Raw genomic sequence first — 22,194 nt, 5'->3', positions numbered from 1 at the left:
CGCGCCCGCCGGCCGCTCAGGCGTATTCGCCCGTGTGCAGGATCGCGTACGTGTGGCGGCCGGCCTTCTTGGCCGCGTACAGCGCGCGGTCGGCCGTTTCCATCAACGCGCGCGGGTCGAGGGCGCCGCCGGACGCCATGCCGACGCCGATCGTCGTGCCCACCTTGAGCACGTGCGTCGCCAGCTCGAACGGTTCGGCGACGGCGTCCAGGATCTTGCGGGCCACGCGCTCCACGTCAGCCTCGCTGCGCACGTCGTGCAGCAGCACCGTGAACTCGTCGCCGGCCAGGCGCGCGACGAGGTCGGACGCGCGCACGCCGGCGCGCAGCCGGCGCGCGAATTCGACGAGCACGTCGTCGCCCGTCGCATGGCCGTAGCGGTCGTTGATCTGCTTGAAGAAGTCGACGTCCAGGTACAGCAGCGCGCAGTCGCGGTCGCCCTGGCGCGCGCGCTTGGCGGCGCCGGCCAGGGCCTGCTCGAAGCGGCGCCGGTTGGGCAGCTGCGTGAGCGCATCCGTGTGCGCCAGCGCGTGCAGGCTGCGTTCGTGCATGCGCGACGCGGTCGCGTCCGTCGTCAGCACGTACACGCCCGCCACGCGGCCATCGCGCATCTGCGGCAGGAAGGTCGAGTGGACGATGCGGGTCTGGCCCTTGCGCGCGATCTCGTGCTCGCACTGCGCCGCGTTGCCTTGCCAGGCCTGCGCCAGCGCCTTGGACTGCGCCGCGTGATAGTCCGGCCCGAACGCTTGGTCGACGGTGAGCCCGATGACCCGTTCCGGCCGCACGCCCAGCCAGGACGCGTGCACCGCGTTGACGAAGGCGTAGCGGCGGTCCGCGTCGAGGTAGGCGATCAGCACCGGCACGTTGTCGGTGATGGTGCGCAGCCGCTCCTCGCTCTCGGCCTGGCGCAGTTCGCTGAGCCGGCGGTCCGTCATGTCGAACGCCATCGCGTAGTAGCCGTCCGGCGTGCCGTCGGGCGCGCGCTGCGGCACGAACACGCACTGGTAGTACAGCTGGCGGCCGTTCACGGCGATGACGTCCTCGAACGTGCTGCGCTGCCCCGCGTGCACGCGGCGCAAGTGCGGCTCGAGCTTCGCGTATTCGAGTTCCGAATAGGCGTCGCGCACGTCGTGGCCGATCAGGTCCTCGGCCCGCTTGCCGTAGAACTGGACGGCGCGGCCGTTCAGGAACACGAACTTGCCGGCCGCGTTGACCTTGCCGATCAGCGCCGGCAGGTTTTCCGTGACGGCGCGCAGGCGGCGCTCGCTCGCTTCCAGCTGCTCGCGCGCGGCGTTGCGTTCGGTGATGTCATGCATGGCGACGACGGCGCCGAGCGCGCGACCGCTCGTGCTGCGCAGCGGGCGGCCGCTCGCCAGCAAGGTCGCGGCCGGGCGGCCGGCCGGGGCGACGGCGATCGCCTGTTCGCGCACCACTTCGCCGCGCAGCACGCGCACCAGCGGGACTTCGTCCGTGGGCAGCGGTGTGTGTCCGTCGGCTTCGTACAGCGAATAATGCCTGGACCAGTCCGGCGATTCGACGCATTCCCGGTCCAGGCCGTGCAGCATCCTGGCCTTCTTGTTGAACAGCGTGAGGCTGCCTTCCGCATCGCAGGCGACGACGGCCACGTCGATCGATTCCAGCACGGCGTCCAGCAATTCCTGCTTTTCCTCGAGCTGCTGGCGGGTGCGGTTGCGCTCGGAGACGTCGTCGATGAACGCGCCGATGCAGCGCTGTCCCTGCCATTCGTAGGCGCCGGCTTTCATCTCGACGGTGATGCGGCGGCCGCTCGCGGTGAGCGCCGGCAGCTCGACCTGGCGGTCGACGATCCTGCTCGCGCCCGTCGCCATGAAGCGGCGCATGCCAGCCGTGTGCGCCGCGCGCAGTTCTTCGGGCACGATCAGGTCCGACAGCGGACGGCCCACGGCGTCGACCCGGCTCCAGCCGAAGATCCGCTCCGCGGCCGGGTTCCATTCGATGATGCGGCCCATCGCATCGGCGCCGACGAAGGCGCTGTACGACGTCGCGACGATCGTGCGGTTCCAGCTTTCCGCGTCGCGCAGCAGCATCTCGGCGGCCTTGCGCTGGGCGGCTTCGGCCGACAGTTCCACGAGGCGCGCTTCCAGTTCGGCCGTGCGCCGGGCGACCCGTTGCTCCAGTTCCGCGTTCAGCGACTTGAGGGCCTGTTCGGCCATCACGCGGGTCGTCGTGACCCTGGCCTGGTTGAGTTCCACCTCGACGAGGCCGGCCAGGTCGCGCAGGGCCCGGCGCTGCCGGTCGTCGAGGCGGCGCGGGTTGCGGTCGACGATGCACAGCGTGCCCACGGCCTGGCCGTCGCAATAAACCGGCTGGCCCGCGTAGAAGCGGATGTGCGGTTCGCCCTTGACGAGGGGATTGTCGGCGAAGCGCGGGTCGGCGGCCGTGTCTTCGACGACGAGCATCTCGCGCTGCGCCACGGTGTGGCTGCAGAAGGCGATCGAGCGGTCCGTCTGTTCGACGTCCAGCCCGCAGCGCGACTTGAACCATAGTCGCTTCTCGTCCACCAGCGAGATGAGCGCGATGGGCACGCCGAAAGTCAGCGCGGCCAGGCGGGTGAAACGGTCGAAGCGCGGCTCCGGCTGTGTGTCGAGCAGGTCGAGCGCGGCCAGTGCCGCGATGCGTGAAGTTTCGGGTATCGTCGAGGTCATCAGCTTGGCCGTCCAGTGGCGTGAACGGCGGCGGGGCAGGGGCCGCAAAGGACGGCGCGGCCGGGGGTTGGGGCCGGCGCCGGTGATGAATCGTAACACGCAATTCTCTGCGGAAAGCCTCGGAATGCGCGAAATGTGGCGTGGCGGCTACGTTGCAGTTCACATATTCCACCGCGCCGGCATAGTAGAATGGTGGCTCGCTTACCCTCCTGGCAAAGGACTCCCGACCATGGCGCCGATCGATCTCAGCGGTTATGACTTGGCTGAACTGAAAGGTTTGCATTTCGATATAGAGCAGGAGATCAAGCGCCGCCTCCGCGACGAGCGCGAGCAGGCGCGTGCCCGCATCCACGCGCTCGCGGCGGAAACGGGCATCCCGCTCGACGCGCTGGTGAAGAAGGCATTGCCGCGCTACCGCAATCCGGCCGACATCGGCCAGACGTGGACGGGGCGGGGCCGCCAGCCGCGCTGGGTCGCGGAGGCGCTGGCCAGCGGACGGTCGCTGGACGAGTTCAAGATCTGAGGCGCCGCGGGAGCGATCGGCGTCTATATCGTAACGGTATAGTTTGCCAACGATTGCGCATGCATCCGGCGGCGCGACCACGGCTACACTGGCCGCCATGAAAATCACCCGACTCACCACCTACCGCGTCCCGCCGCGCTGGATGCTGCTCAAGATCGAGACCGACGAGGGCGTTACCGGCTGGGGCGAACCCGTCATCGAAGGGCGCGCGCGCACCGTGGAGGCGGCCGTCCACGAGTTGTCCGACTACCTCGTCGGCAAGGATCCGGGCCGGATCAACGACTTGTGGCAGACGATGTACCGCGCCGGCTTCTACCGCGGCGGGCCGATCCTGATGAGCGCCATCGCCGGCATCGACCAGGCGCTGTGGGACATCAAGGGCAAGGTGCTGGGACAGCCGGTCTACGAACTGCTGGGCGGCCTGGTGCGCGACCGCATGAAGACGTACAGCTGGGTGGGCGGCGACCGTCCGGCCGAGCTGATCGCCGGCATCGCCGCGCTGCGCGAGGCGGGCTTCGACACGTTCAAGATGAACGGCACCGAGGAACTGGGCATCGTCGACAGCGCGCGCAAGGTCGACCAGGCCGTCGCCCGCGTGGCGGAGGTGCGGTCGAAGTTCGGCTTCGAGATCGAGTTCGGGGTGGATTTCCACGGCCGCGTGTCGGCGCCGATGGCGAAGGTCCTGCTGCGCGAACTGGAGCCGTACCGGCCGCTGTTCGTCGAGGAGCCCGTGCTGGCCGAGCAGGACGAGTATTACCGCGCGTTGGCCGACGCCACGTCGATTCCGCTGGCGGCCGGCGAGCGCATGTACTCGCGCTTCGACTTCAAGCGCGTGTTCGCGCGGGGCGGGCTCGCCATCGTGCAGCCGGACCTGTCGCACGCGGGCGGCATCACGGAATGCGTCAAGATCGCGGCGCTGGCGGAGGCGCACGACGTCGCCTTCGCGCCCCATTGTCCGCTCGGACCGGTGGCGCTGGCGTCCTGCCTGCAGGTCGACTTCGTCGCGCACAACGCCGTGCTGCAGGAGCAGAGCATGGGCATCCACTACAACCAGGGCGCGGAGCTCCTGGATTACGTGAAGAACAAGGACGATTTCCATCTGAACGGCGGCTGGATCAAGCCCTTGACCAAGCCCGGCCTCGGCGTCGAGATCGACGAAGAGCGTGTGATCGAGGCGAACCGCCAGGCGACCGACTGGCGCAATCCCGTGTGGCGCCACGCCGACGGCAGCGTGGCCGAGTGGTGATGGCGAGCCTGCCCGTCCATGGTGTACGATGTATGCATAAAAGCATGCGACACCAGGGAAGCGGCAGGAGCAGATGAACGGAAGACTCGAAGGGAAGGTGGCGATCGTCACCGGTTCCACCATGGGCATCGGCGCGGCCGTCGCGCGGCGCTTCGTGCGCGAGGGCGCGCGCGTGGTCATCAACAGCCACGTGGAAGACGCCGCCGCACAGGCGCTGCGCGAAGAACTCGGCAGCGCGCACTGCCTGTTCGTCCAGGCCGACATCGCGGACGCGGGCGCCGTGGAGCGCCTGGCGGCACGCACGCTGGAACGCTTCGGCCGCATCGACATCCTCGTCAACAACGCGGGCGTCAACGTGTTCGCCGATCCGCTCGAACTGGACGCCGAGGGCTGGCGACGCTGCCTGTCGCTCGACCTGGAAGGCGCGTGGAACGCCTGCCGCGCCGTGCTGCCGTCGATGCTGGCGGCAGGCGCGGGCAGTATCGTCAATATCGCGTCCGTCCACGGCCACAAGGTGATCAAGGGCTGTTTCCCGTATCCCGTCGCGAAGCACGGCCTGATCGGCCTGACCCGTTCACTCGGTGTGGAATACGCGGCGCGCGGCGTCCGCGTGAATTCGATCTCGCCCGGGCTGATCCTGACCGAGCGGATCGAGGCGTGGCTCGCGACCTTTCCCGACCCGGAGGCGGAACGCCGGCGCCAGTCCGAGATCCTGCCGTGCGGCTGGATCGGCGCGCCGGAGGACGTGGCCAACGCGGCCCTGTTCCTGGCCAGCGACGAGGCCAGGTTCGTGAATGCGACGGATCTGCTGGTGGACGGTGGCCGCAGCCAGGTCTACCACGACTGACGTCCGTCAGCCCTGTCGCAACTGGCCGATGACGCTCGCCACCTTGGTGGTAATGATGTCGATGGCCGGGTCGTTGGCGCCGTGGGGCAGGATCACGTCGGCATGACGCTTGGTCGGCTCGATGAATTGCTTGTGCATCGGGCGCACCGTGTCCAGGTACTGGCCGACGATGCTCTCCAGCGTGCGGCCGCGTTCGGCGATATCCCGTTGCATGCGGCGAATGAAGCGGACGTCGGGCGCGGTGTCCACGAAGATCTTCAGCGACATCATGTCGCGCAAGTCCGCGTCGTACAACGCGAACAGGCCTTCGATCACGATGACCGGGGCGGGCTTGACCGGAATGGTTTTATCGGAACGGTTGTCGACCGTGAAATCGTACTCCGGCATCGCGATCGTTTCGCCGTTGCGCAAGGCCTGGACGTGCTGCACGAGCAGCGGCCAGTCGAAGGCCTGCGGATGGTCGTAATTCTGCTTGCGGCGGACTTCGGGGGTGAGGTCGGATTGGTCGCGGTAGTAATCGTCCTGCATCACCACCGAGACCATGTCGGCGCCGAACGACGCCAGTACCTGCTGCGTCACCGTCGACTTGCCGCTGCCGCTTCCGCCGGCGACACCGATGACGAACGGAACAAAAGAAATCTGATTCATCTCCGCATGATACCGGAGCGGGGGGCGGGCTGACCAATAATTCGCCGGCTGACGTCACGCGTCAGGCGCGATGGCGCGTATTGAGCATTGCGGAAAGGTTCGGCGGGCGGGATCGGTCACTGGTCTCCCCAGACGGGCGAACTGGGTCCATCGAAGGGCGACAGGTTGAGGCAGTATTTGACGGTCAATCCGCTCGCGGTCGGGTAAACGAGATGTTTGATCGAGTGAACCGTGTAACGCTTGGGCCGATCCGGCGACGCGATGATGCCGACGCCGTCCAGGCGGTGCCAGCCGATGTCGTCGAAACGCTCGCCGACTGCAACCGCGTGAAATGGCGCGTCGGATTCAAAGGCGGCGATGGGCTTGTGCGCGCCGGAGGTGTCGCACACTTCGAGGATGTATCGGGTCGGCATGAGCATGCGGTGGATTTGGAACGATGGGAATCACATCCTGCCATTTAAGTTTTGCCAGAGCAATGCCATCTTGGCGGTCGACGAATTTCCCTTAACAAATATGGATGTTGTTCATGGCGATCGAGATGAGCGGACCGGTTATGCCTGCGCTCACGAACCAGACAAACATCCTCCTGACGACATGCCAATATTTGCCTCGCTCCATAGGGTCGAGAATCCACAGGCGAGTGAATCCTGCAGTGTCGCGGCCAATAACAAAAAAGAATGCGGGCAGGACGAAGAACACAGCGGCGAACGACAGCCACGTCAACTTGTAGGCAAGGGCGGAGCTGAACTTTGACGCCTCTAACCATACCTCGAATGGTGCAAGCCCCAGCGACGTCCAAATCCCCGCAAGCGCGGCTGTTCTATTGGTTGGTTCAATATTCAAGCGATTGTAAACCTTCAGGTCGAGGCCGTTTGGCACGGGCTGCTTTGCGAAATGTCGTTGAGCAAGCAGATCCCCAGTTGAGTTCGAGCGTTGTTACTAGCTCCTCAGTCGCTGTCGCTATTTTCGTTTCGTGGATCGCTGTAATCGTCGACTAAGAATCCAAATGAACCAGGTTTGCGCCAAGCCGCAGAGGATCATGCAGCCGACTTGCACAAACGGCAGCGAAAAGAAGTCTGGCCAAATTTCAAATAGAGGACCAAGCGAATAAGACGAAGGTAGCGTCACGATTGCCAGCACCACATCTGGTAACAGGTGCTCGCGCTCGGAGTGGAGCAACGTGGCGTCCACGTATATTGCCCAGCTGGCCGCGAGCAGCACGACTATTAAATATGCTGTCGTAAATCCAGGTTTTTTTCGGGCACGCATCGCCACCTTCAGGCGTCAGGAAGTCTCTCGACGACAGCTCAGCGTCCGGAGCGCCGCAACTTATGTATTATGGACGCCAACGATGCGTTTACTATCGCTAAATATGCGTTGCATACTGCTGTGGAGTAACTTCCCTCAGTTATAGAGAGAATGCTGCCAGCAGCAGCGCAAACAGCGCTAGCGCACACTAGGGCGAAACAAAAATGAGTTGGTTTGGCTTGAGTACGCGACGCCGCCGTTGATTTTGTAGTCATTTGCACGCTGTTATTGCTTCTTGTATGAATTAACAACTGCCTCGAATCGTGACAAGCGATCATGCTATGCCCAGGCAATGACGCACGTTAGTAAGCGGGCGGCTGTTTCCGCAAGCGGCTCAGGCCGAAAGACGCCAACATGCCGAACGGCCAACTGGCGAACAGCAACCCTTCCCAACTTTTCCAGTCCTCATACGTTTCACGGGAATGGGGGCGGCCTGTTTTGCCGCAGTAATTACCGCTGTCACATGGTTTGTACGGTGCGTCCGTGTACATCACCGCGCCATAAAAAAACAGGACAATGCACCACGCAAACACACCGAGCAACAGGACTGGGATCTTGATGTGTCTCCCCGGGAAAATTTGGTCACGTAGTCTGGCCATTTTGCATTGTTAAATCGATTGATCGACGCTCCGCCTTCGGCCGGACTTCGTTATTGGGCAAGCATAGCACGTTGCAGGGCTGCAAAAGTCACAGACGGTCACCACCGGCAAGAGTGGTTAGTCCATCGCAGCACGCACCACGGCTAAAACCCTGGCCCCGGGATACCCCTGACGATCAGGATAGGCCCGCCGATGGTAGCAATTCCAATAACTCGTCACCCGCCGCGCAAGTGTCGCCAGATAGCGCGGATTTTCCATCGCAAACGCCCGCAGCGTGCCGGGATCCCACCCAACAATGGCGTTGGCGACGTCTTCCGCGATCTCGACGACGTACTCGCCGGCAAGTTGAAGAAGATAGGGGATGAGCCAAGGGATCCCGTTATTGAGCAGGCCCTGCAGGCATTCTTGACGCAAGTGACCGTCGTAGTGCCGCGTCCCCAGGCACAAGCGGATGAGCTTGGCGCTCCCCTGCGAATTGCTGATTTCCGCACGCAACAGGTCACGATCGTAGTAAACCCGATCCGGTAAATGAAGCCTTTCGCCATCCATGTTGACCTCGAACGCATGGCGTGGCGGATGGAGCTCTCCGATCGCGACGGCGGTAGCCGCTTCTTGCGCAATAAAGCGCAGCGCAGACGGGAATGCCGTCGATTCATCGCATCTGCGCTCGCATTGAACGAGAAACGTCACGATTTTCCCTGTCGACGCATGCCGGCTACCCGCCCGGTTTGTCGATACCGGCCCATTCGAGCGCGTCGTTGCGATCGCCGAACGAATGATATTCCGTGATCTTCCCGTCACGAAATGCAAATCCATCGGCAAATCGTCCGCCGGTCCATTCCGTCGCGTTTTTCAACCGGACCCACGCATGCAGGTAGACGACGACTTTGTCGCCGTGGACGAAGAATCCCTCGGGCTCGCACGTCCCCTCGGCCCAGGTGCCGCGTCCCCTGCTGACATTGTCGCGCACGGCCTCGATGCCGCGATAGGTGCCCGCCGTCGGAAATCCCGCGGGCTCAGTCCGTACGATGTCGGGAGCGAAGTCCCTGGTGATGGCGTGCATGTCGTTGCGGTTGATCGCAGCGAAGTATTCCTTGAGCACTTCCACGTGATTGTTCATGGCCGGGCTACCGCGCAATGGTTGTCGGGCGAGCATAGCATATGGAATATAGCATTGCCCAAACGGCAAGTCGAAGGTCGGGGCCGTCCAGTCAGTGTTGTTCCGGACACAGCACACCGTCCAGCGTTTGACCCTGGACGGATGGGCAACTATCATTGTGGAAACTTTGAAGGCCCACGCCGCACCGCCATGTCCGATCCACGTTCCGACCGTTTCGTCCGCGCCTACCTCAAGACGCGCCATCTCGTCCTGCTCGTGGAACTCGGCCGGCATGGATCGATCATGCAGGCGGCCCAGGCCGCGAACCTGACGCAGCCGGCCGCATCGAAATTGCTCGGCGAGCTGGAGCACGCGCTGGGCGTCACGCTGTTCGAGCGCCTGCCGCGCGGCGTCGAGCCCACGTGGTACGGCAAGGTGCTGATCCGCCGCGCCGGCGCGTCGCTGGCGGAGATGGATGCCGCCTACCAGGAAGTGATGGAGCTGATGTCCGGCCTGCGCGGCCGCGTGGCGGTGGGCGCGATCCTGACGCCGTCGACGACCTTGGTGCCGGCCGCCGTCACGCTGCTCAAGGCGCGGCATGCGCGCCTGAACGTGTCGATCGAAGTGGACAGCAGCAAGCAGCTCGTCGAGCGCCTGCGCGCGGGCGACCTGGACATCGTCATCGGCCGCGTCGTGGACGGCGCCATCGCCGACGAATTCCATTTCGAACCCATCACCGACGAGCCGCATTGCTTGATCGTGCGCGCCGGCCATCCGCTGCTTGCCGCGCGCGGCCTCGACCTGGCCGACCTCGCGCGCCAAGCGTGGATCGTGCCGCCGGCGGGCAGCATGGTGCGCGAGCGGATGGCGTCGCTGTTCCTCACGCAGGGCCTGGAGCAGCCGGCGGAGACGGTGTCGACGGCCGAACTCCCGGTCGTGACGACGCTGCTGCTGGGCAGCGACATGGTGGCGCCGATGTCGCTGGAGCTGGTGAAACCGTATCTGGACAGCGGCCTGCTGGCCGTGCTGCCGTACGAGCTGAATCTGCGCATGGACGTGTACGGCATCATCACGCGGCGCCACCATCAGCTGTCGCCGGCCGCGGAGGCGATGCTGAGTGCGCTGCGCGAGACCGCCACGCGTCCCAAGCCGACGGCGCGCGTCACGTATATCAAATCCGGATAGCAGGCCGCGCACACGCGATGGGCGGCCGCGCCGCCGTGCGGGTAGCATGGCGGGATGGATACGCCAGCACCAACTTCTTCCCGCCGCCTGCTCGGCATCGACTGGGGCACGAGCAACCGGCGCGCCTATCTCGTCGACGCCGCCGGCTCCTGCCGCGCCGAGCGGGCCGACGACCAGGGCATGCTGGCCGCGCGCCCCGATTTCGCGGGCTCGTTCGCGCAATTGGTGGCCGCGCTGGACGTCGGCCCGGACGTTCCCGTCGTCGCGTCCGGCATGGTGGGCAGCGCCCAGGGCTGGCGCGAAGTGCCTTATCTCGACATCGACGAGCCGCTCGACGCGCTGCCGGACCATCTCGTCTGCATCGACGATCCGCGCGCCGGCCGCCCGTGCCTGATCGTTCCCGGCTATGCGCAACGCGGCGACCACGTCGACGTGATGCGCGGCGAAGAGACCCAGTTGCTGGGCGCCGTGGCGTTGGGCCGGCGCGACGGCTGGTTCGTCCTGCCCGGCACGCACAGCAAGTGGGTGCGGCTGCAGGATGGCGTCATCCGCCGCATCGCCACGTTCATGACGGGCGAGTTGTTCGCGACCTTGTCCGCGCACGGCACGCTGGCGCCGTTGATGGCCGGCGGCCTGGACGACGATGGCGCCTTCGTGGCCGGTCTCGACGAGGCCCGCCGCGGCGCGCCGCTGTCGAACGCCTTGTTCGGCGTGCGCGCCCGCGTCGTCGCCGGTGCGATGCCGGCCGCGTGGGCGCGCCCGTTCGTCAGCGGCCTGCTCGTCGGCGCGGAGTTCGTGGCCGCCGGCGGCGCCGCGCCGCTGACCTGCATCGGCTCGCCCGCGCTGCAGGAGCGCTACGCGCGGGCGGCCGGCTACTATGGCATGACGCTGTCCGGGCTCGATCCGGACCGTGTGTATTGCGCCGCACTGGCGCGCTTCCTCGATCGCATCCCGACATGAACCTCCCCGACTTGCCCCTCGTCGCCATCCTGCGCGGCCTCGACCCCGACGCCGCCGCCGCCACGGGCCGCGTGCTGTTCGGCGCCGGCTGGCGCCTGCTCGAAGTGCCTCTGAACCGGCCGGGCGCGCTCGACGCCATCCGCATCCTCGTCGACATGGCGCCGGCCGACGCCATCGTGGGCGGCGGCACGATGCTCAGCGTGGCCGACGTCGACGCCGTCGCGGCGGCCGGCGGCCGGCTGTTCGTCGCGCCGAACTGCAACCCGTCCGCGATCGCGCACGCGCGCGCGGCCGGCATGCTGTGCGCGCCCGGCGTCGCCACGCCGACGGAGGCGTTCGCCGCGCTGGACGCGGGGGCGCATGCATTGAAGCTGTTCCCGGCCGAATCGATCGGCCCCGCCGGCCTCAAGGCGATGAAATCCGTGCTGCCCGCCGGGACGCCGCTGTGGCCCGTGGGCGGCGTGACGCCCGAACAACTTCCCGCGTGGAAGGGGGCCGGGGCGACGGGCGCGGGCATCGGCAGCCAGCTGTTCACGGCCGGCGTGACGCTGGACGAACTGGCGGCCCGCGCCCGGGCTTTCGCGCAGGCCTGGCGCGGCTGATCCGCGTCCACGGTGTCGGCACTTTTTACATGTGCCGCCGCGCGGTCCCGCCGGCATGGCACAAGCATATGATTTCAAATGTGAAATATTGTCCAGGCATAATTATTGCTTCTCCGAAAATATCCAATCTATAAGGAATTTTCATGAAGAACAAGATTGCGCTTGCCGCGCTCGCACTGTGCCTGTCCGGCGTCGCCAACGCCAACGTCATCGTCAACGGCGATTTCGAAGCCGGCCTGACGGGTTGGAGTATCACCGGTATCGGCGGCCTGGCGGGCGCGCCGTACTTCGGCGGCGGAACGCCCGCCGCGAACGGCGTGTACATGGCGGTCTTCAACCAGGGCGAACAGGCGCCGAACGCCGTGTTGTCGCAATCGTTCGCGACCCTGGCCGGCCATACGTACCACGTGACGTTCGACTACGGCACCAACAACGGCAACTGGCAGCAGATCGACGTCGCCGTCGCGGCCCAGGATCATTCGGTGCTGAGCAGCGGGAACTACGCCGCGCCCGGCCCGTGGCTGCACGGTTTCGCCTTCGACTTCACGGCGGCGAGCAGCCTCTCGACGCTGACGTTCACGGACGACGTGCACAACTGGACGTTCTCGACCGACGGCCTGCTCGACAACGTCGTGGTCGCCGACACCCACCCCGTACCGGAACCCGCATCGATCGCGCTGTTGACGCTGGGCCTCGCCGGTATCGGCGCGCTGCGCCGCCGCCAACGCTGATCCGCGCAATCGCGCCGGCTGGTAGAATCAAGCGTCGTTCTTCCAGCCCGCGACCATGACCCGACCCGCTCGACACACCGCGCGCCAGACGTTCTGGCGCGACCCCGCCTTGCCGTTCATCGAAGCCCGCCGCGTGGCGGACGGGCGCGGCCTGCACTACGGGCGCCACTGGCACGAGACGCATTCGATCGGCGTGATCACCGGCGGCCGCAGCACGTACGTGAACGGCGCGCACGCGGAAGTGGTGGAGCAGGGCGCCGTCGTCGTCGTCAATCCGGGCGACGTCCACGGTTGCAATCCGGTGGGCGACGCGCCGTGGGCCTACGTGATGTTCTATCTCGATCCGGCCTGGCTGGGCCGCGTCCAGGCGCGCCTGCGCGGGGACGCGGATACCGCGTTCCGCCCGTACGACCTGGCCGCGCTGCGCGCGCCGCACGTGGTGGACGCGGGCGTGCGGCTGTTCGGCATGCTGGCGGACGGGCAGGGTAGCCTGGCCGAACGCGAGGCCGCCGTCGCCGACTTCGTCGCCTTGCTCGACCGCGAACTTGCGCCGGGGCGCATCGCGGACGCCGCCGCCACGCCCAGGGTGGAACGCGTCGCGCACTACATCGACGCGCATTTCGCGCACGCCCTGCCGCTGCGGGACCTGTGCGACGCCGCCCAGTTGTCGGGCTCCTATCTGATCCGCGCCTTCAGGCGGCGCTACGGCGTCGCGCCGCACGAATACCAGACCAACCGCCGCATCCAGTACGCGAAAGCGCGGCTGCGTGACGGCGCGCCGATCGCGCAGGTGGCGCTGGACGTCGGCTTTGCCGACCAGGCCCATTTCCAGCGCGTCTTCAAGCGCATGACGGCCGCGACGCCGGGCCAGTACCGCGATTGACCGTCACACGGCGGCCAGGTAGACGACGCTCATCACGAGCATGCCGGCCATCGTGCGGTTGAACAAGCGGACGCGGCGCGGCGTGCGCAGCCAGGCCTGCAGCCGGCTGCCGGCCCACGCCCAGGCGGCGACCGACACCCAGCACACGACGAAGTACACGAGCGCGAACAGGCGGATGGCCGCGGCGTCGCCGTCCGGCGCGTACGTGCCCATGCCCGCCAGCGCGGCCAACCAGGCCTTGGGACTGAGCCACTGCATGGCCGCGCCTTGCAGCATCGACGGGCGTGCCGGGGCCTGGCCGGCATCCAGGTCGCCTGCGTCGGCGGCCAGCTTCCACGCCATGGTAAGCAGGAAGGCGACACCGGCCCAGCGTACGCCGGTTGTGACCTGCGGCGAGGCAGTCACCACCTGGTGCAGTCCGAACCCCGCCAGCACGAGCAGCAGGCAGAACCCGGCCGTGGCGCCGGTGACGTGGGCGAGGCTGGCCGTGAAGCCGTGACGGGCGCCGCTGCCGAGGGCGACGACGTTGACGGGGCCGGGAGTGATCGAGGTAGCGAGGGCGAAGGCGGCCATCGAGGCGAACATATTCATCTGCGTTTTCCTTTCGTGTCGAGGGATGCGGCAGACGATAGCGGCGGCGGGCCGCGCGGTATTGAACGAAATGACCCTCAACCGCTCACCAACTTGCGCGGACGGCGCGGCGCGGCGGTGGTATGGTTGCCGCTGGCACGATGAGCTGACTTCGATGACGACCGTATCCGATCACACCGCCGCCACGCGGCGCCGTTTCCTGCTGACCCTGGGCGCAGCCGCCTGCGTCTCCACCCTGGCTCCCGCGCACGCGGCGGCGCCGCCCGCCGGCTACGACGTGCGCGCCTTCGGCGCCCGCGGCGACGGCACGACGCTGGACACGGACGCCATCAATGCCGCCATCGCGGCGGCCGGCGCGGCGGGCGGCGGCACGGTGCGCTTTCCGGCGGGCCGCTACCTGAGCTTTTCGATCCGGTTGCACAGCCGCGTCGCGCTGGTGCTTGAAGCGGGCAGCGTGATCGTCGCGGCCGATCCGGCCCGGGACCCGGGCCGCTACGATCCGGCCGAACCGAACGCGTACGACGCCTACCAGGATTTCGGGCACAGCCACTGGCACAATTCGCTGATCTGGGGCGAGGACCTGGAAGACGTCGCCATTTTCGGACCCGGCCGCATCTGGGGCCGCGGCCTGACCCGCACCGGGCCCGGCGCCAACCGGCCCCTGAAGGCGGGCGACATGCCGTCTTCGCTGGGCGGCAAGGACCCGATGGGCGAGCGCACGCGTTCGGCCAGCGCGTTCGGCGCGGAGATGGACGGCAAGGGCAACAAGGCGATCGCGCTGAAGAACTGCCGCAACGTCCTGCTGCGCGACTTCTCGATGCTCAAGTGCGGCCACTTCGCCGTGCTGGCGACGGGCGTCGACAACCTGGCGATCGCGAACGTCACCGTCGACACGGAGCGGGACGGCTTCGACATCGACTGCTGCCGCAACGTGCGCATCAGCGACTGCGCCGTGAACACGCCGAACGACGACGCCATCTGCCTGAAGAGTTCCTACGCCCTGGGCCGCGCGCGCTTCACGGAGCACGTGACGATCACGGGCTGCCAGGTGTCCGGCTTCGACCTCGGCACCTTGCTGGACGGGACGTTCGGCACCACGCAGCGCAAGGCGCCGGACGAAGAGGGCGTGTGCGGCCGCATCAAGCTGGGCACGGAGTCGAACGGGGGCTTTCGCAACATCGCGATTGCGAACTGCGTGTTCGAGCATTGCCGGGGACTCGCCATCGAAAGCGTGGACGGCGCCGTCATCGAGGACGTCACGGTCGACAACCTCGCCATGCGCGACCTGACGACGGCCCCGCTGTTCATCCGCCTGGGCCGGCGCATGCGCGCGCCCGCAGGGACGCCGGTCGGCGCGATCCGCCGTATCAATATTGGCAACGTCGTCGTGTCGCAGGCGAATACGCCGTACGCGTGCATCGTGGCCGGACTGCCCAAGGCGCCCGTCGAGGACGTGCGGCTGTCCAACATCACCATCGTGTACGGCGGCGGCGGCACGCAGGCAGATGCAACGCGGACGCCGCCCGAGCAGGCGGACCATTATCCGGAGCCCAGCATGTTCGGCGTCACGCCCGCGTACGGCCTGTATTGCCGCCACGTGCACAACGTCGAGGTGCACCACGTCGACCTGCGGACGGCGGCGCCGGATGCGCGGCCGCCCGTCGTGCTGGACGACGTGGCGGACGCCAGTTTCGATCACGTGCGCCTGGGCCGCGCCCCCGGCGTGCCGGAGATCCGGCGCGTCAGGCCGGCACCGGCTCCTCGTCGCGGTTGACGCGCCACAGGTCCATGGTCACGCCGGCCTGGTAATCGTGCTACATCTCCGGCGTGAGCACTTCGAACATCAGGCCGTTCTCGATCCACAGTTCGACGACGTCGAACACGCCGCCGCGCGAGCAGGGCACGGCGCGCCAGCCTTCGCGCGCGCCGATCGCGAGGATCTCGTCGACGGTGCGTTCGGTGGCGATGGCCAGGTGGAAGCAGGAATACGGGCGCGGGTCCGCGTCCGGCAGCGGGCGCGCCATGCCGGCGCCGTCTCCGGGCGCGATCGGCAGCGTGTGCGGATAGATTTCGACCATCGAGCCGCGCGCGTCGCCGGCCATGGCGAACCGGTGGGGGCATCGCCGCTACCGGCCGATCTCCGGAATGAAAAAGCAGCCCGCAGGCTGCTTTCAGGTGTTGGCGGGCTCGGGGAGCCCGCCCTACGGCTACCTTGTCGTTGACGCACCGCGTACCGAAACATCGTAGGGTGGGCACCCCGTGCCCACCAGACGTATTACCACCACATGCCGTAGATGGTAGCCAGCGCCACGCAGATCACCGCCGACCCGAGCGCGAACGCGCCGTCGACCTTGAACAGCTTGGTGTCCACGATCAGCGCCTTGACCTTGCCGCGCGCGAACACGGTGCTCAAGAGGACCATGCCGGCGACGACGAGCCAGAACACGATGAACATGCGGTCCAGGAACGGGATCTCGTACACGCCCGAACCGTTGTCGTGGGAGAAGCCGATCGGTGCGAGGAACGACAGGTCCATCATCGTCGGCAGGAATTTCAGGATGATCGAGAACACCAGGCCGCCGATCGTCGCGAACATCGCCGCGCTGGACGTGGTCTTTTTCCAGAAGAAGCCCAGCAGGAACATGGCCAGGATGCCCGGCGAGACGAAGCCCGTGTATTCCTGGATGTACTGGAAGCCGCCCTTCTTGTCGATGCCCATCATCGGCGCGATCACGACCGCCAGCAGCATCGAGACGACGACGGTCATGCGGCCGATCCACACCATCTTCTGTTCGGTGACGTTCGGATGCAGGCGTTTCTGGTAGATGTCCAGGGTGAAGATGGTGGCGATCGAGTTGGCCTTGCCGGCCAGCGACGCGACGACGGCGGCCGTCAGCGCGGCGAACGCGATGCCCTTGATGCCCGACGGGAGCATCGCCAGCAGCGTCGGATAGGCGCGGTCCGGATTCAGTTCGCCGCCGACGCGCATGGCGTCGCCCAGCACGCCGGCGCGGTCCAGCGCGAACGCGGCGATGCCCGGCATGACGACGATCATCGGCATCAGGAGTTTCAGGAACGCGGCGAACAGCAGGCCCTTGCGCGCGGTCGGCAGGTCGGCGCCGAGGGCGCGCTGCGTGATGTACTGGTTGCAGCCCCAGTAGTTCAGGTTCACGATCCACATGCCGCCGATCAGCGTCGACAGGCCCGGCAGATCCATGTAGTTCTTGTTGTCGCGGCCCAGCACCATCTCGAAGTGGTCGCGGGTCGTGTTGTACAGGGTCGAGAAGCCTTGCAGGGCGCCGTGGCCCTGGCCCAGTTTCGCGACGAGGTCCAATGCGAGCCACGTGGTCACGAGGCCGCCGACGACGAGGCAGGTCACCTGGATGACGTCCGTGTAGCCGATGACCTTCATGCCGCCCAGCGTGATGATCGCGGCGAAGACGGCCAGGAACAGCATGCAGGGGAACACGCCGATGCCGGTGACGCTGCCGATGGCCAGCGCGCCCAGGTACAGGATCGAGGTCAAGTTGACGACGACGTACAGGCCGAGCCAGAACAGCGCCATCGTCGTGGCGACGGCCTTGCCGTAGCGCTGTTCGAGGAACTGGGGCATCGTGTAGATGCGGTTCTTCAGGTACACGGGCATGAAGAACACGGCGACGATGACGAGCGTGGCGGCGGCCATCAGTTCGTACACGGCAATCGCCATGCCGATGCGGAAGCCCGAGCCGCTCATGCCGATGAACTGCTCGGCCGAGATGTTGGAGGCGATCAGCGAGGCGCCGATGGCCCACCACGTGAGCGAGCCTTCGGCCAGGAAGTAGTCGTGGGACGCGGAGGTGTTCGCACTCTTCTTGCGGCGGTAGACCCACAGGCCGTAGCCGGCAACGACCACGAAGTAGACCAAAAAGACGATGGAGTCCAGGGGGGAGATCAGATTCATAAGTTTATCTCGGTAGAGAGTTGCGCGTGTTTCAGCGCTCCAGGAAAGCGTCCATGATCGTCGCCAGCTTGCCGCCGCGATCAAGGGCGCCCATCGGATGGGCCGCCGGGGCGAAAGAATATTGCTTCAATGCGTCTCCGAATAATTATTGTCAAGCCACTAAGCCCCGGATTCTAGGCAGGAAACGCGCTGCCGAGACCATCCATTTTTCGCGTCACCTATGAAATATTCGTATGGCGGCGTTGCCTGGATTGAAACTTACGCTGTTTATTTGATAAGGGGAAAGGAACGCAGGTCATCCGCTCGCAAGCACTATACTGAACGCGTGCCCGCCTTCTTTCGAGCCGGCGGGGTCCCGGCAGACGCCGGTGGCGTCGCCTTTTTACGGTATCAGGAGGTCGAGATGAGCAAAGCAACATGGTTCCTGCGCGGCGTCGCGCTGGCGTGCGCGCTGTGCGCGGCCGGTTCGCCCGCGATGGCGGCAAAAGATCCGGCGCGGTGGACGCAGGGCGACAAGACGAAGTCCCAGCGCATGGCCACGCTGAAGAAGGAAATCAATGCGGCCTACGCGGAGCAGCGGACGGCGTGCAAGCGCAAGTCGTCGGGCAGCCGCAGCACGTGCCTCAAGGAAGCCCGCCAGGTCTACCAGCACGACATGGCGCACGCGCCGCAACTGCTGGCTGAGGCGCCGCGGGGCGAGGTGACGGAACGCGTCGTCGCCACGACGCCTTCCACCCCAGACACCCCCGTCCAGCCGGGCGCCACCGCCTACGGCAGCTCGAGCACGGGCGCGACCGGCGCGGGCGCGGGCGAAGTTCGCGGCAAGGAGGATACCGTCCCGCCGAGCAACGGCCAGACGAGCGGCCTGCCGACGCCGCGCATGGACCAGTCGGACATGCAGGCGCCGAACCAGCCGCCGCAAGGCACGACGCCGCCCGTCCAGCAGCAGTAGGCAGCACCCGCGCCCGGGGGCGCCGAATGGTAAACTTGCGGCTTTTGTCGCAGAGGACCACGATGGCGCACCCCCTGGCGCTGCGCGTACACGCGCTCGAGTGTTTGATCGAGACCGACCCGGTCGCCAAGACGCAGGGCGTCGCGCTGCTGGCCGACGCCTGCCGCGCCGGCGCCTGCTCGGTGGATGCGGCAGCAAGCCTGGACGCGGTCGCCGCCGAAATTCCCGGCCGGCCCGCGCGTCCGGCACTGGTGCCGCCGCGCCTCGTCGGCCGGCGCTCGATGGCGACGCAGGAAGGGCGCGCGATGCTCGTCCACGCGCTGGCCCACATCGAATTCAATGCCGTGAACCTCGCGCTGGACGCCGTCTGGCGCTTCCCCGGCATGCCGGACGCCTACTACACGGACTGGCTGCGCGTGGCGGCGGAAGAAGCCCATCATTTCAACCTGCTGGCGGCGCACCTGCGCGCGCTGGGCTGGGACTACGGCGATTTTCCCGGCCACGACAGCCTGTGGGAGATGGTCGAAAAGACGAGCGGCGACGTCCTCGCGCGCATGGCCCTCGTGCCGCGCACGATGGAAGCGCGCGGCCTGGACGCGATTCCGCCGCTGCGCGCCAAGCTGGCGCAGGCCGGCGACGAGGCGGCCGCACGCATCCTCGACGTGCTGCTGCGCGACGAGGTGGGACACGTGGAGATCGGCAACCGCTGGTATGTTCATCTGTGCGCGCAGCGCGGCCTGGAGCCGGTGGCGACGTACGACGCGCTGACGGTGCAGTACAAGGCGCCCGTGCTCAAGGGGCCGTTCAACGTCGACGCGCGCCGCCAGGCCGGTTTTACCGAAGCGGAGCTGGCCCGTTTCGCGCACGGCTGACGCCATGGACACCCAAGGCTTCCTGCTGACGCGCCACTGGCGCGATACGGACGCGGGCGTCGAGGTCGAGTTCTGGCTGGCGACGCCAGATGGGCCGCGGCGCGTGCGCCTCGCGCCGCAGCCGGCCGTCGCGTTCATTCCGGCGGAGCAGGGCGACACGGCGCGCCTGCTGCTGCAGCGCGAACGGGGCGCCGAGCTGCGCGAACTGGCACTGCGCGACTTCCGCCACCGGCCCGTGCTCGGCTTGTACTGCACCCAGTACCGCCACCTGCTGCGCCTGGAAAAGCGGCTGCGCGAACACGGCGTCGACGTCTACGAGGCCGACGTGCGCCCGCCGGAACGCTATCTGATGGAGCGCTTCATCACGGCGCCCGTCGCGTACGCCGGCACGCCGGACGCGCACGATCCGCTGCTCCTCGCCGACGCGCGCCTGGCGCCCGTCCAGGATTACCGGCCGATGCTCACGACCGTCTCGCTCGACATCGAAACGACGATGCAGGGCGAGCTGCGCTCGATCGCGCTGGAGGGCTGCGGCGCGCGCCAGGTGTACATGCTGGGCCCCGCGAACGGCGATGCGTCCGGCCTGGATTTCGACTACGCCGTGTGCGCCACAAGGCGCGAGCTGCTCGACCGGCTGGAAGACTGGATCCGCCGCCACGACCCCGACGCCATCATCGGCTGGAACCCCGTGCAGTTCGACCTGCGCGTCCTGCAGCAGCATGCGCAGCAGATGCAGCGGCCATTGCGTCTCGGGCGCGACGGCAGCGCCATCGAATGGCGCGAACACGGCGGCCGCCAGGAACACTGGTTCGCCGGGATCGCGGGCCGGCTCGTCATCGACGGCATCGAGGCGCTGCGTTCGGCCACGTGGAGCTTCCCGTCGTTCTCGCTGGAGCACGTGGCGCAAAGCCTGCTGGGCGAGGGCAAGGCCATCGACAACCCGTACGACCGCATGGCGGAAATCGACCGCATGTTCGACGAGGACAAGCCGGCGCTGGCCCGCTACAACCTGCAGGACTGCGTGCTCGTCACGCGGATCTTCGAAAAGTCCGGCCTGATGCCGTTCCTGCTGGAGCGGGCCAGCGTGACGGGCCTGGCGGCCGACCGCAGCGGCGGTTCCGTCGCCGCGTTCGAGCACGCCTACATGCCGCTGATGCACCGGCTCGGGCGGGTGGCGCCGAATATCGGCGACGTGCCCGGCGCGGACAGCCCCGGCGGCTTCGTGATGGATTCGCGCTCCGGCCTGTACGACTCCGTCCTCGTGCTCGACTACAAAAGCCTGTACCCGTCGATCATCCGTACCTTCCTGATCGATCCGGTGGGCCTCGTCGCGGGCCTGGAAGCGCCTGAGGACGACACGGTGCCCGGCTTTCGCGGCGCGCGCTTCTCGCGCACGCAGCACTGCCTGCCGGGCATCGTCACGCGCGTGTGGCAGGGCCGCGAGGCCGCCAAGCGCGACCGCAATGCGCCGCTGTCGCAGGCCCTCAAGATCATCATGAACTCGATGTACGGGGTGCTGGGCACCACGGGGTGCCGCTTCTTCGACCCGCGCCTCGCATCGTCGATCACGATGCGCGGCCACGAGATCATGCACCGCACGCGCGAGTTGATCGAGGCGCAGGGCTACCGGGTGATCTACGGCGACACGGATTCGACGTTCGTCTGGCTCGGCGCGGCGCACGCCGAGCGCGACGCCGAGCGGATCGGCCGCGCGCTCGTCGACCACGTCAACGCCTGGTGGCGCGCGCACCTGCAGGCCGAGCTGCGGCTTGAGAGCGCGCTGGAGCTGGAATACGAGACGCACTTCCGCCGCTTCCTGATGCCGACCGTGCGCGGTTCGGAAGAGGGCAGCAAGAAGCGCTACGCGGGCCTCGTGCGCCGCGCCGACGGCAGCGAAGAGGTGATCTTCAAGGGCCTGGAGACGGTGCGCACGGACTGGACGCCGCTGGCGCAGACCTTCCAGCAGGCGTTGTACGGCCGCGTGTTCCGCGGCGAGCCCTACGAGGATTACGTGCGCGACTACGTGGCCGCCACCTTGCGCGGCGAGTTCGACGACCAGCTCGTGTACCGCAAGCGCCTGCGCCGGCCGCTGGCCGAGTACGAGCGCAACGTGCCGCCGCACGTGCGCGCCGCGCGCGCGGCCGACGAATTCCACGTGCGCCAGGGGCGTCCGGCGCCTTACCGCAACGGCGGGTGGATCCGCTACGTGATGACGACGGCGGGCCCGGAACCGCTCGACACGCTGGACGTGCGCCGCACCCCCATCGATTACGAACATTATCTGACCAGGCAGCTGGAACCGGTCGCGGACGGCATCCTGCCGTTTTTGGACGACAGCTTCGCGCGGCTCACGAGCCGGCAGGGGGCGTTGTTCTGAGACTTCATGTCCAGAGCAGCGACCTACTCATTGCAACTTCATGCTCGATTTCATTTGACGATTCGGCCAAACGCGGCTATATTTCCGTTTCCTAAATGGAAACCTTTCCATTCTCGTTCTCGGCAAGAATTCATCAAGACCGGCA

The 22,194-nt window shown here is 67.0% G+C and carries 22 protein-coding genes; 12 read left to right on the top strand and 10 right to left on the bottom strand.

Going from position 1 to position 22,194, the window contains the following annotated elements; translation table 11 throughout:
* Positions 1-16: 16 nt before the first annotated feature.
* On the bottom strand, positions 17-2,683 hold the full coding sequence (locus ISF28_RS16265) for a sensor domain-containing diguanylate cyclase (RefSeq protein WP_198118222.1): 2,667 nt from the start codon (positions 2,681-2,683) through the stop codon (positions 17-19).
* 229 nt (positions 2,684-2,912) lie between these two features.
* Between ISF28_RS16265 and ISF28_RS16260 the strand changes: the two genes are divergently transcribed.
* The 3 genes from ISF28_RS16260 (at position 2,913) to ISF28_RS16250 (ending at position 5,299) form a co-directional block, all read left to right on the top strand.
* The gene (locus ISF28_RS16260; RefSeq protein WP_198118221.1) at positions 2,913-3,206 is read left to right on the top strand and encodes an H-NS histone family protein; all 294 of its coding nucleotides are present in this window, start codon (positions 2,913-2,915) and stop codon (positions 3,204-3,206) included.
* Between the two features lie 97 nt (positions 3,207-3,303).
* Positions 3,304-4,452, top strand: a complete 1,149-nt coding sequence (gene dgoD, locus ISF28_RS16255) for a galactonate dehydratase (RefSeq protein ID WP_198118220.1) — start codon at positions 3,304-3,306, stop codon at positions 4,450-4,452.
* A 73-nt stretch (positions 4,453-4,525) separates the two neighbouring features.
* The gene (locus tag ISF28_RS16250) at positions 4,526-5,299 is read left to right on the top strand and encodes an SDR family oxidoreductase (RefSeq protein WP_198118219.1); all 774 of its coding nucleotides are present in this window, start codon (positions 4,526-4,528) and stop codon (positions 5,297-5,299) included.
* A 6-nt stretch (positions 5,300-5,305) separates the two neighbouring features.
* Here the strand turns inward: ISF28_RS16250 and udk are convergent, their stop codons facing one another.
* The 6 genes from udk to ISF28_RS16225 form a co-directional block, all read right to left on the bottom strand.
* Positions 5,306-5,947: a uridine kinase gene (udk, locus tag ISF28_RS16245; RefSeq protein WP_198118218.1), complete on the bottom strand. Its 642-nt coding sequence runs from the start codon at positions 5,945-5,947 to the stop codon at positions 5,306-5,308.
* A gap of 116 nt (positions 5,948-6,063) precedes the next feature.
* Positions 6,064-6,366, bottom strand: coding sequence for a hypothetical protein (locus tag ISF28_RS16240; RefSeq protein WP_198118217.1), 303 nt, complete (start codon positions 6,364-6,366; stop codon positions 6,064-6,066).
* Between the two features lie 85 nt (positions 6,367-6,451).
* Positions 6,452-6,826: a hypothetical protein gene (locus tag ISF28_RS16235; protein WP_198118216.1), complete on the bottom strand. Its 375-nt coding sequence runs from the start codon at positions 6,824-6,826 to the stop codon at positions 6,452-6,454.
* A gap of 81 nt (positions 6,827-6,907) precedes the next feature.
* The gene (locus tag ISF28_RS31210) at positions 6,908-7,216 is read right to left on the bottom strand and encodes an SCO4225 family membrane protein (protein ID WP_370663446.1); all 309 of its coding nucleotides are present in this window, start codon (positions 7,214-7,216) and stop codon (positions 6,908-6,910) included.
* A 755-nt stretch (positions 7,217-7,971) separates the two neighbouring features.
* A complete protein-coding gene (locus ISF28_RS16230; RefSeq protein WP_198118215.1) occupies positions 7,972-8,544 on the bottom strand; it encodes a hypothetical protein in 573 nt (190 codons plus the stop codon).
* Between the two features lie 25 nt (positions 8,545-8,569).
* The gene (locus ISF28_RS16225) at positions 8,570-8,974 is read right to left on the bottom strand and encodes a nuclear transport factor 2 family protein (protein WP_198118214.1); all 405 of its coding nucleotides are present in this window, start codon (positions 8,972-8,974) and stop codon (positions 8,570-8,572) included.
* A gap of 189 nt (positions 8,975-9,163) precedes the next feature.
* On the opposite strand from ISF28_RS16225, the gene ISF28_RS16220 reads away from it, so the two are divergent.
* The 5 genes from ISF28_RS16220 to ISF28_RS16200 all read left to right on the top strand — a co-directional run bounded on the left by ISF28_RS16220 (position 9,164) and on the right by ISF28_RS16200 (position 13,314).
* Positions 9,164-10,138 carry a LysR substrate-binding domain-containing protein gene (locus tag ISF28_RS16220; protein WP_198118213.1) on the top strand — a complete coding sequence of 325 codons (975 nt, stop codon included), beginning with the start codon at positions 9,164-9,166 and terminating at the stop codon, positions 10,136-10,138.
* 54 nt (positions 10,139-10,192) lie between these two features.
* Positions 10,193-11,098 (top strand): 2-dehydro-3-deoxygalactonokinase, encoded by a 906-nt coding sequence (locus tag ISF28_RS16215; RefSeq protein WP_198118212.1) that lies wholly within the window; start codon positions 10,193-10,195, stop codon positions 11,096-11,098.
* The gene (locus ISF28_RS16210; protein ID WP_198118211.1) at positions 11,095-11,700 is read left to right on the top strand and encodes a 2-dehydro-3-deoxy-6-phosphogalactonate aldolase; all 606 of its coding nucleotides are present in this window, start codon (positions 11,095-11,097) and stop codon (positions 11,698-11,700) included. Before ISF28_RS16215 ends, ISF28_RS16210 begins: the two co-directional genes overlap by 4 nt.
* A gap of 143 nt (positions 11,701-11,843) precedes the next feature.
* Entirely contained in the window at positions 11,844-12,431 is a 588-nt protein-coding gene (locus ISF28_RS16205; protein WP_198118210.1) for a PEP-CTERM sorting domain-containing protein, read from the top strand.
* A 55-nt stretch (positions 12,432-12,486) separates the two neighbouring features.
* The gene (locus tag ISF28_RS16200) at positions 12,487-13,314 is read left to right on the top strand and encodes an AraC family transcriptional regulator (RefSeq protein ID WP_198118209.1); all 828 of its coding nucleotides are present in this window, start codon (positions 12,487-12,489) and stop codon (positions 13,312-13,314) included.
* A 3-nt stretch (positions 13,315-13,317) separates the two neighbouring features.
* Here ISF28_RS16200 and ISF28_RS16195 read toward each other — a convergent pair whose 3' ends face one another.
* Positions 13,318-13,905: a LysE family translocator gene (locus tag ISF28_RS16195; RefSeq protein ID WP_198118208.1), complete on the bottom strand. Its 588-nt coding sequence runs from the start codon at positions 13,903-13,905 to the stop codon at positions 13,318-13,320.
* A gap of 154 nt (positions 13,906-14,059) precedes the next feature.
* Between ISF28_RS16195 and ISF28_RS16190 the strand changes: the two genes are divergently transcribed.
* Positions 14,060-15,679, top strand: coding sequence for a rhamnogalacturonidase (locus ISF28_RS16190; protein ID WP_198118207.1), 1,620 nt, complete (start codon positions 14,060-14,062; stop codon positions 15,677-15,679).
* Positions 15,680-15,719: 40 nt separating this feature from the next.
* On the opposite strand, the gene ISF28_RS16185 is transcribed toward ISF28_RS16190, so the two are convergent.
* Both ISF28_RS16185 and ISF28_RS16180 read right to left on the bottom strand, forming a co-directional pair.
* Positions 15,720-16,007 carry a hypothetical protein gene (locus ISF28_RS16185; RefSeq protein ID WP_198118206.1) on the bottom strand — a complete coding sequence of 96 codons (288 nt, stop codon included), beginning with the start codon at positions 16,005-16,007 and terminating at the stop codon, positions 15,720-15,722.
* A gap of 173 nt (positions 16,008-16,180) precedes the next feature.
* Positions 16,181-17,848, bottom strand: a complete 1,668-nt coding sequence (locus tag ISF28_RS16180; protein WP_198118205.1) for a sodium:solute symporter family transporter — start codon at positions 17,846-17,848, stop codon at positions 16,181-16,183.
* Between the two features lie 403 nt (positions 17,849-18,251).
* Here ISF28_RS16180 and ISF28_RS16175 point away from each other — a divergent pair, with 403 nt between their 5' ends.
* The 3 genes from ISF28_RS16175 to ISF28_RS16165 all read left to right on the top strand — a co-directional run bounded on the left by ISF28_RS16175 (position 18,252) and on the right by ISF28_RS16165 (position 22,049).
* Complete coding sequence (locus ISF28_RS16175) at positions 18,252-18,800, top strand: hypothetical protein (protein ID WP_198118204.1); 549 nt, start codon at positions 18,252-18,254, stop codon at positions 18,798-18,800.
* 62 nt (positions 18,801-18,862) lie between these two features.
* Positions 18,863-19,672 carry a ferritin-like domain-containing protein gene (locus ISF28_RS16170; protein WP_198118203.1) on the top strand — a complete coding sequence of 270 codons (810 nt, stop codon included), beginning with the start codon at positions 18,863-18,865 and terminating at the stop codon, positions 19,670-19,672.
* Between the two features lie 4 nt (positions 19,673-19,676).
* Positions 19,677-22,049 (top strand): DNA polymerase II, encoded by a 2,373-nt coding sequence (locus ISF28_RS16165; RefSeq protein ID WP_198118202.1) that lies wholly within the window; start codon positions 19,677-19,679, stop codon positions 22,047-22,049.
* The last annotated feature ends 145 nt before the right edge of the window (positions 22,050-22,194 follow it).

It is taken from the genome of Massilia rhizosphaerae (assembly GCF_016093545.1).
In the GTDB taxonomy this organism is placed as follows: domain Bacteria; phylum Pseudomonadota; class Gammaproteobacteria; order Burkholderiales; family Burkholderiaceae_D; genus Telluria; species Telluria rhizosphaerae.
Note: the sequence above shows the minus strand (reverse complement) of the source record. Positions and strands in the feature narration are given on the sequence as shown.

Excerpts from the sequence above, each read along its gene's own strand:
- ISF28_RS16265 (WP_198118222.1), bottom strand. The coding sequence starts at position 2,683 with ATGACCTCGACGATACCCGAAACTTCACGCATCGCGGCACTGGCCGCG.
- ISF28_RS16260 (WP_198118221.1), top strand. The coding sequence starts at position 2,913 with ATGGCGCCGATCGATCTCAGCGGTTATGACTTGGCTGAACTGAAAGGT.
- dgoD (WP_198118220.1), top strand. The coding sequence starts at position 3,304 with ATGAAAATCACCCGACTCACCACCTACCGCGTCCCGCCGCGCTGGATG.
- ISF28_RS16250 (WP_198118219.1), top strand. The coding sequence starts at position 4,526 with ATGAACGGAAGACTCGAAGGGAAGGTGGCGATCGTCACCGGTTCCACC.
- udk (WP_198118218.1), bottom strand. The coding sequence starts at position 5,947 with ATGAATCAGATTTCTTTTGTTCCGTTCGTCATCGGTGTCGCCGGCGGA.
- ISF28_RS16240 (WP_198118217.1), bottom strand. The coding sequence starts at position 6,366 with ATGCTCATGCCGACCCGATACATCCTCGAAGTGTGCGACACCTCCGGC.
- ISF28_RS31210 (WP_370663446.1), bottom strand. The coding sequence starts at position 7,216 with ATGCGTGCCCGAAAAAAACCTGGATTTACGACAGCATATTTAATAGTC.
- ISF28_RS16225 (WP_198118214.1), bottom strand. The coding sequence starts at position 8,974 with ATGAACAATCACGTGGAAGTGCTCAAGGAATACTTCGCTGCGATCAAC.
- ISF28_RS16220 (WP_198118213.1), top strand. The coding sequence starts at position 9,164 with ATGTCCGATCCACGTTCCGACCGTTTCGTCCGCGCCTACCTCAAGACG.
- ISF28_RS16215 (WP_198118212.1), top strand. The coding sequence starts at position 10,193 with ATGGATACGCCAGCACCAACTTCTTCCCGCCGCCTGCTCGGCATCGAC.
- ISF28_RS16210 (WP_198118211.1), top strand. The coding sequence starts at position 11,095 with ATGAACCTCCCCGACTTGCCCCTCGTCGCCATCCTGCGCGGCCTCGAC.
- ISF28_RS16205 (WP_198118210.1), top strand. The coding sequence starts at position 11,844 with ATGAAGAACAAGATTGCGCTTGCCGCGCTCGCACTGTGCCTGTCCGGC.
- ISF28_RS16200 (WP_198118209.1), top strand. The coding sequence starts at position 12,487 with ATGACCCGACCCGCTCGACACACCGCGCGCCAGACGTTCTGGCGCGAC.
- ISF28_RS16195 (WP_198118208.1), bottom strand. The coding sequence starts at position 13,905 with ATGAATATGTTCGCCTCGATGGCCGCCTTCGCCCTCGCTACCTCGATC.
- ISF28_RS16190 (WP_198118207.1), top strand. The coding sequence starts at position 14,060 with ATGACGACCGTATCCGATCACACCGCCGCCACGCGGCGCCGTTTCCTG.
- ISF28_RS16185 (WP_198118206.1), bottom strand. The coding sequence starts at position 16,007 with ATGGCCGGCGACGCGCGCGGCTCGATGGTCGAAATCTATCCGCACACG.
- ISF28_RS16180 (WP_198118205.1), bottom strand. The coding sequence starts at position 17,848 with ATGAATCTGATCTCCCCCCTGGACTCCATCGTCTTTTTGGTCTACTTC.
- ISF28_RS16175 (WP_198118204.1), top strand. The coding sequence starts at position 18,252 with ATGAGCAAAGCAACATGGTTCCTGCGCGGCGTCGCGCTGGCGTGCGCG.
- ISF28_RS16170 (WP_198118203.1), top strand. The coding sequence starts at position 18,863 with ATGGCGCACCCCCTGGCGCTGCGCGTACACGCGCTCGAGTGTTTGATC.
- ISF28_RS16165 (WP_198118202.1), top strand. The coding sequence starts at position 19,677 with ATGGACACCCAAGGCTTCCTGCTGACGCGCCACTGGCGCGATACGGAC.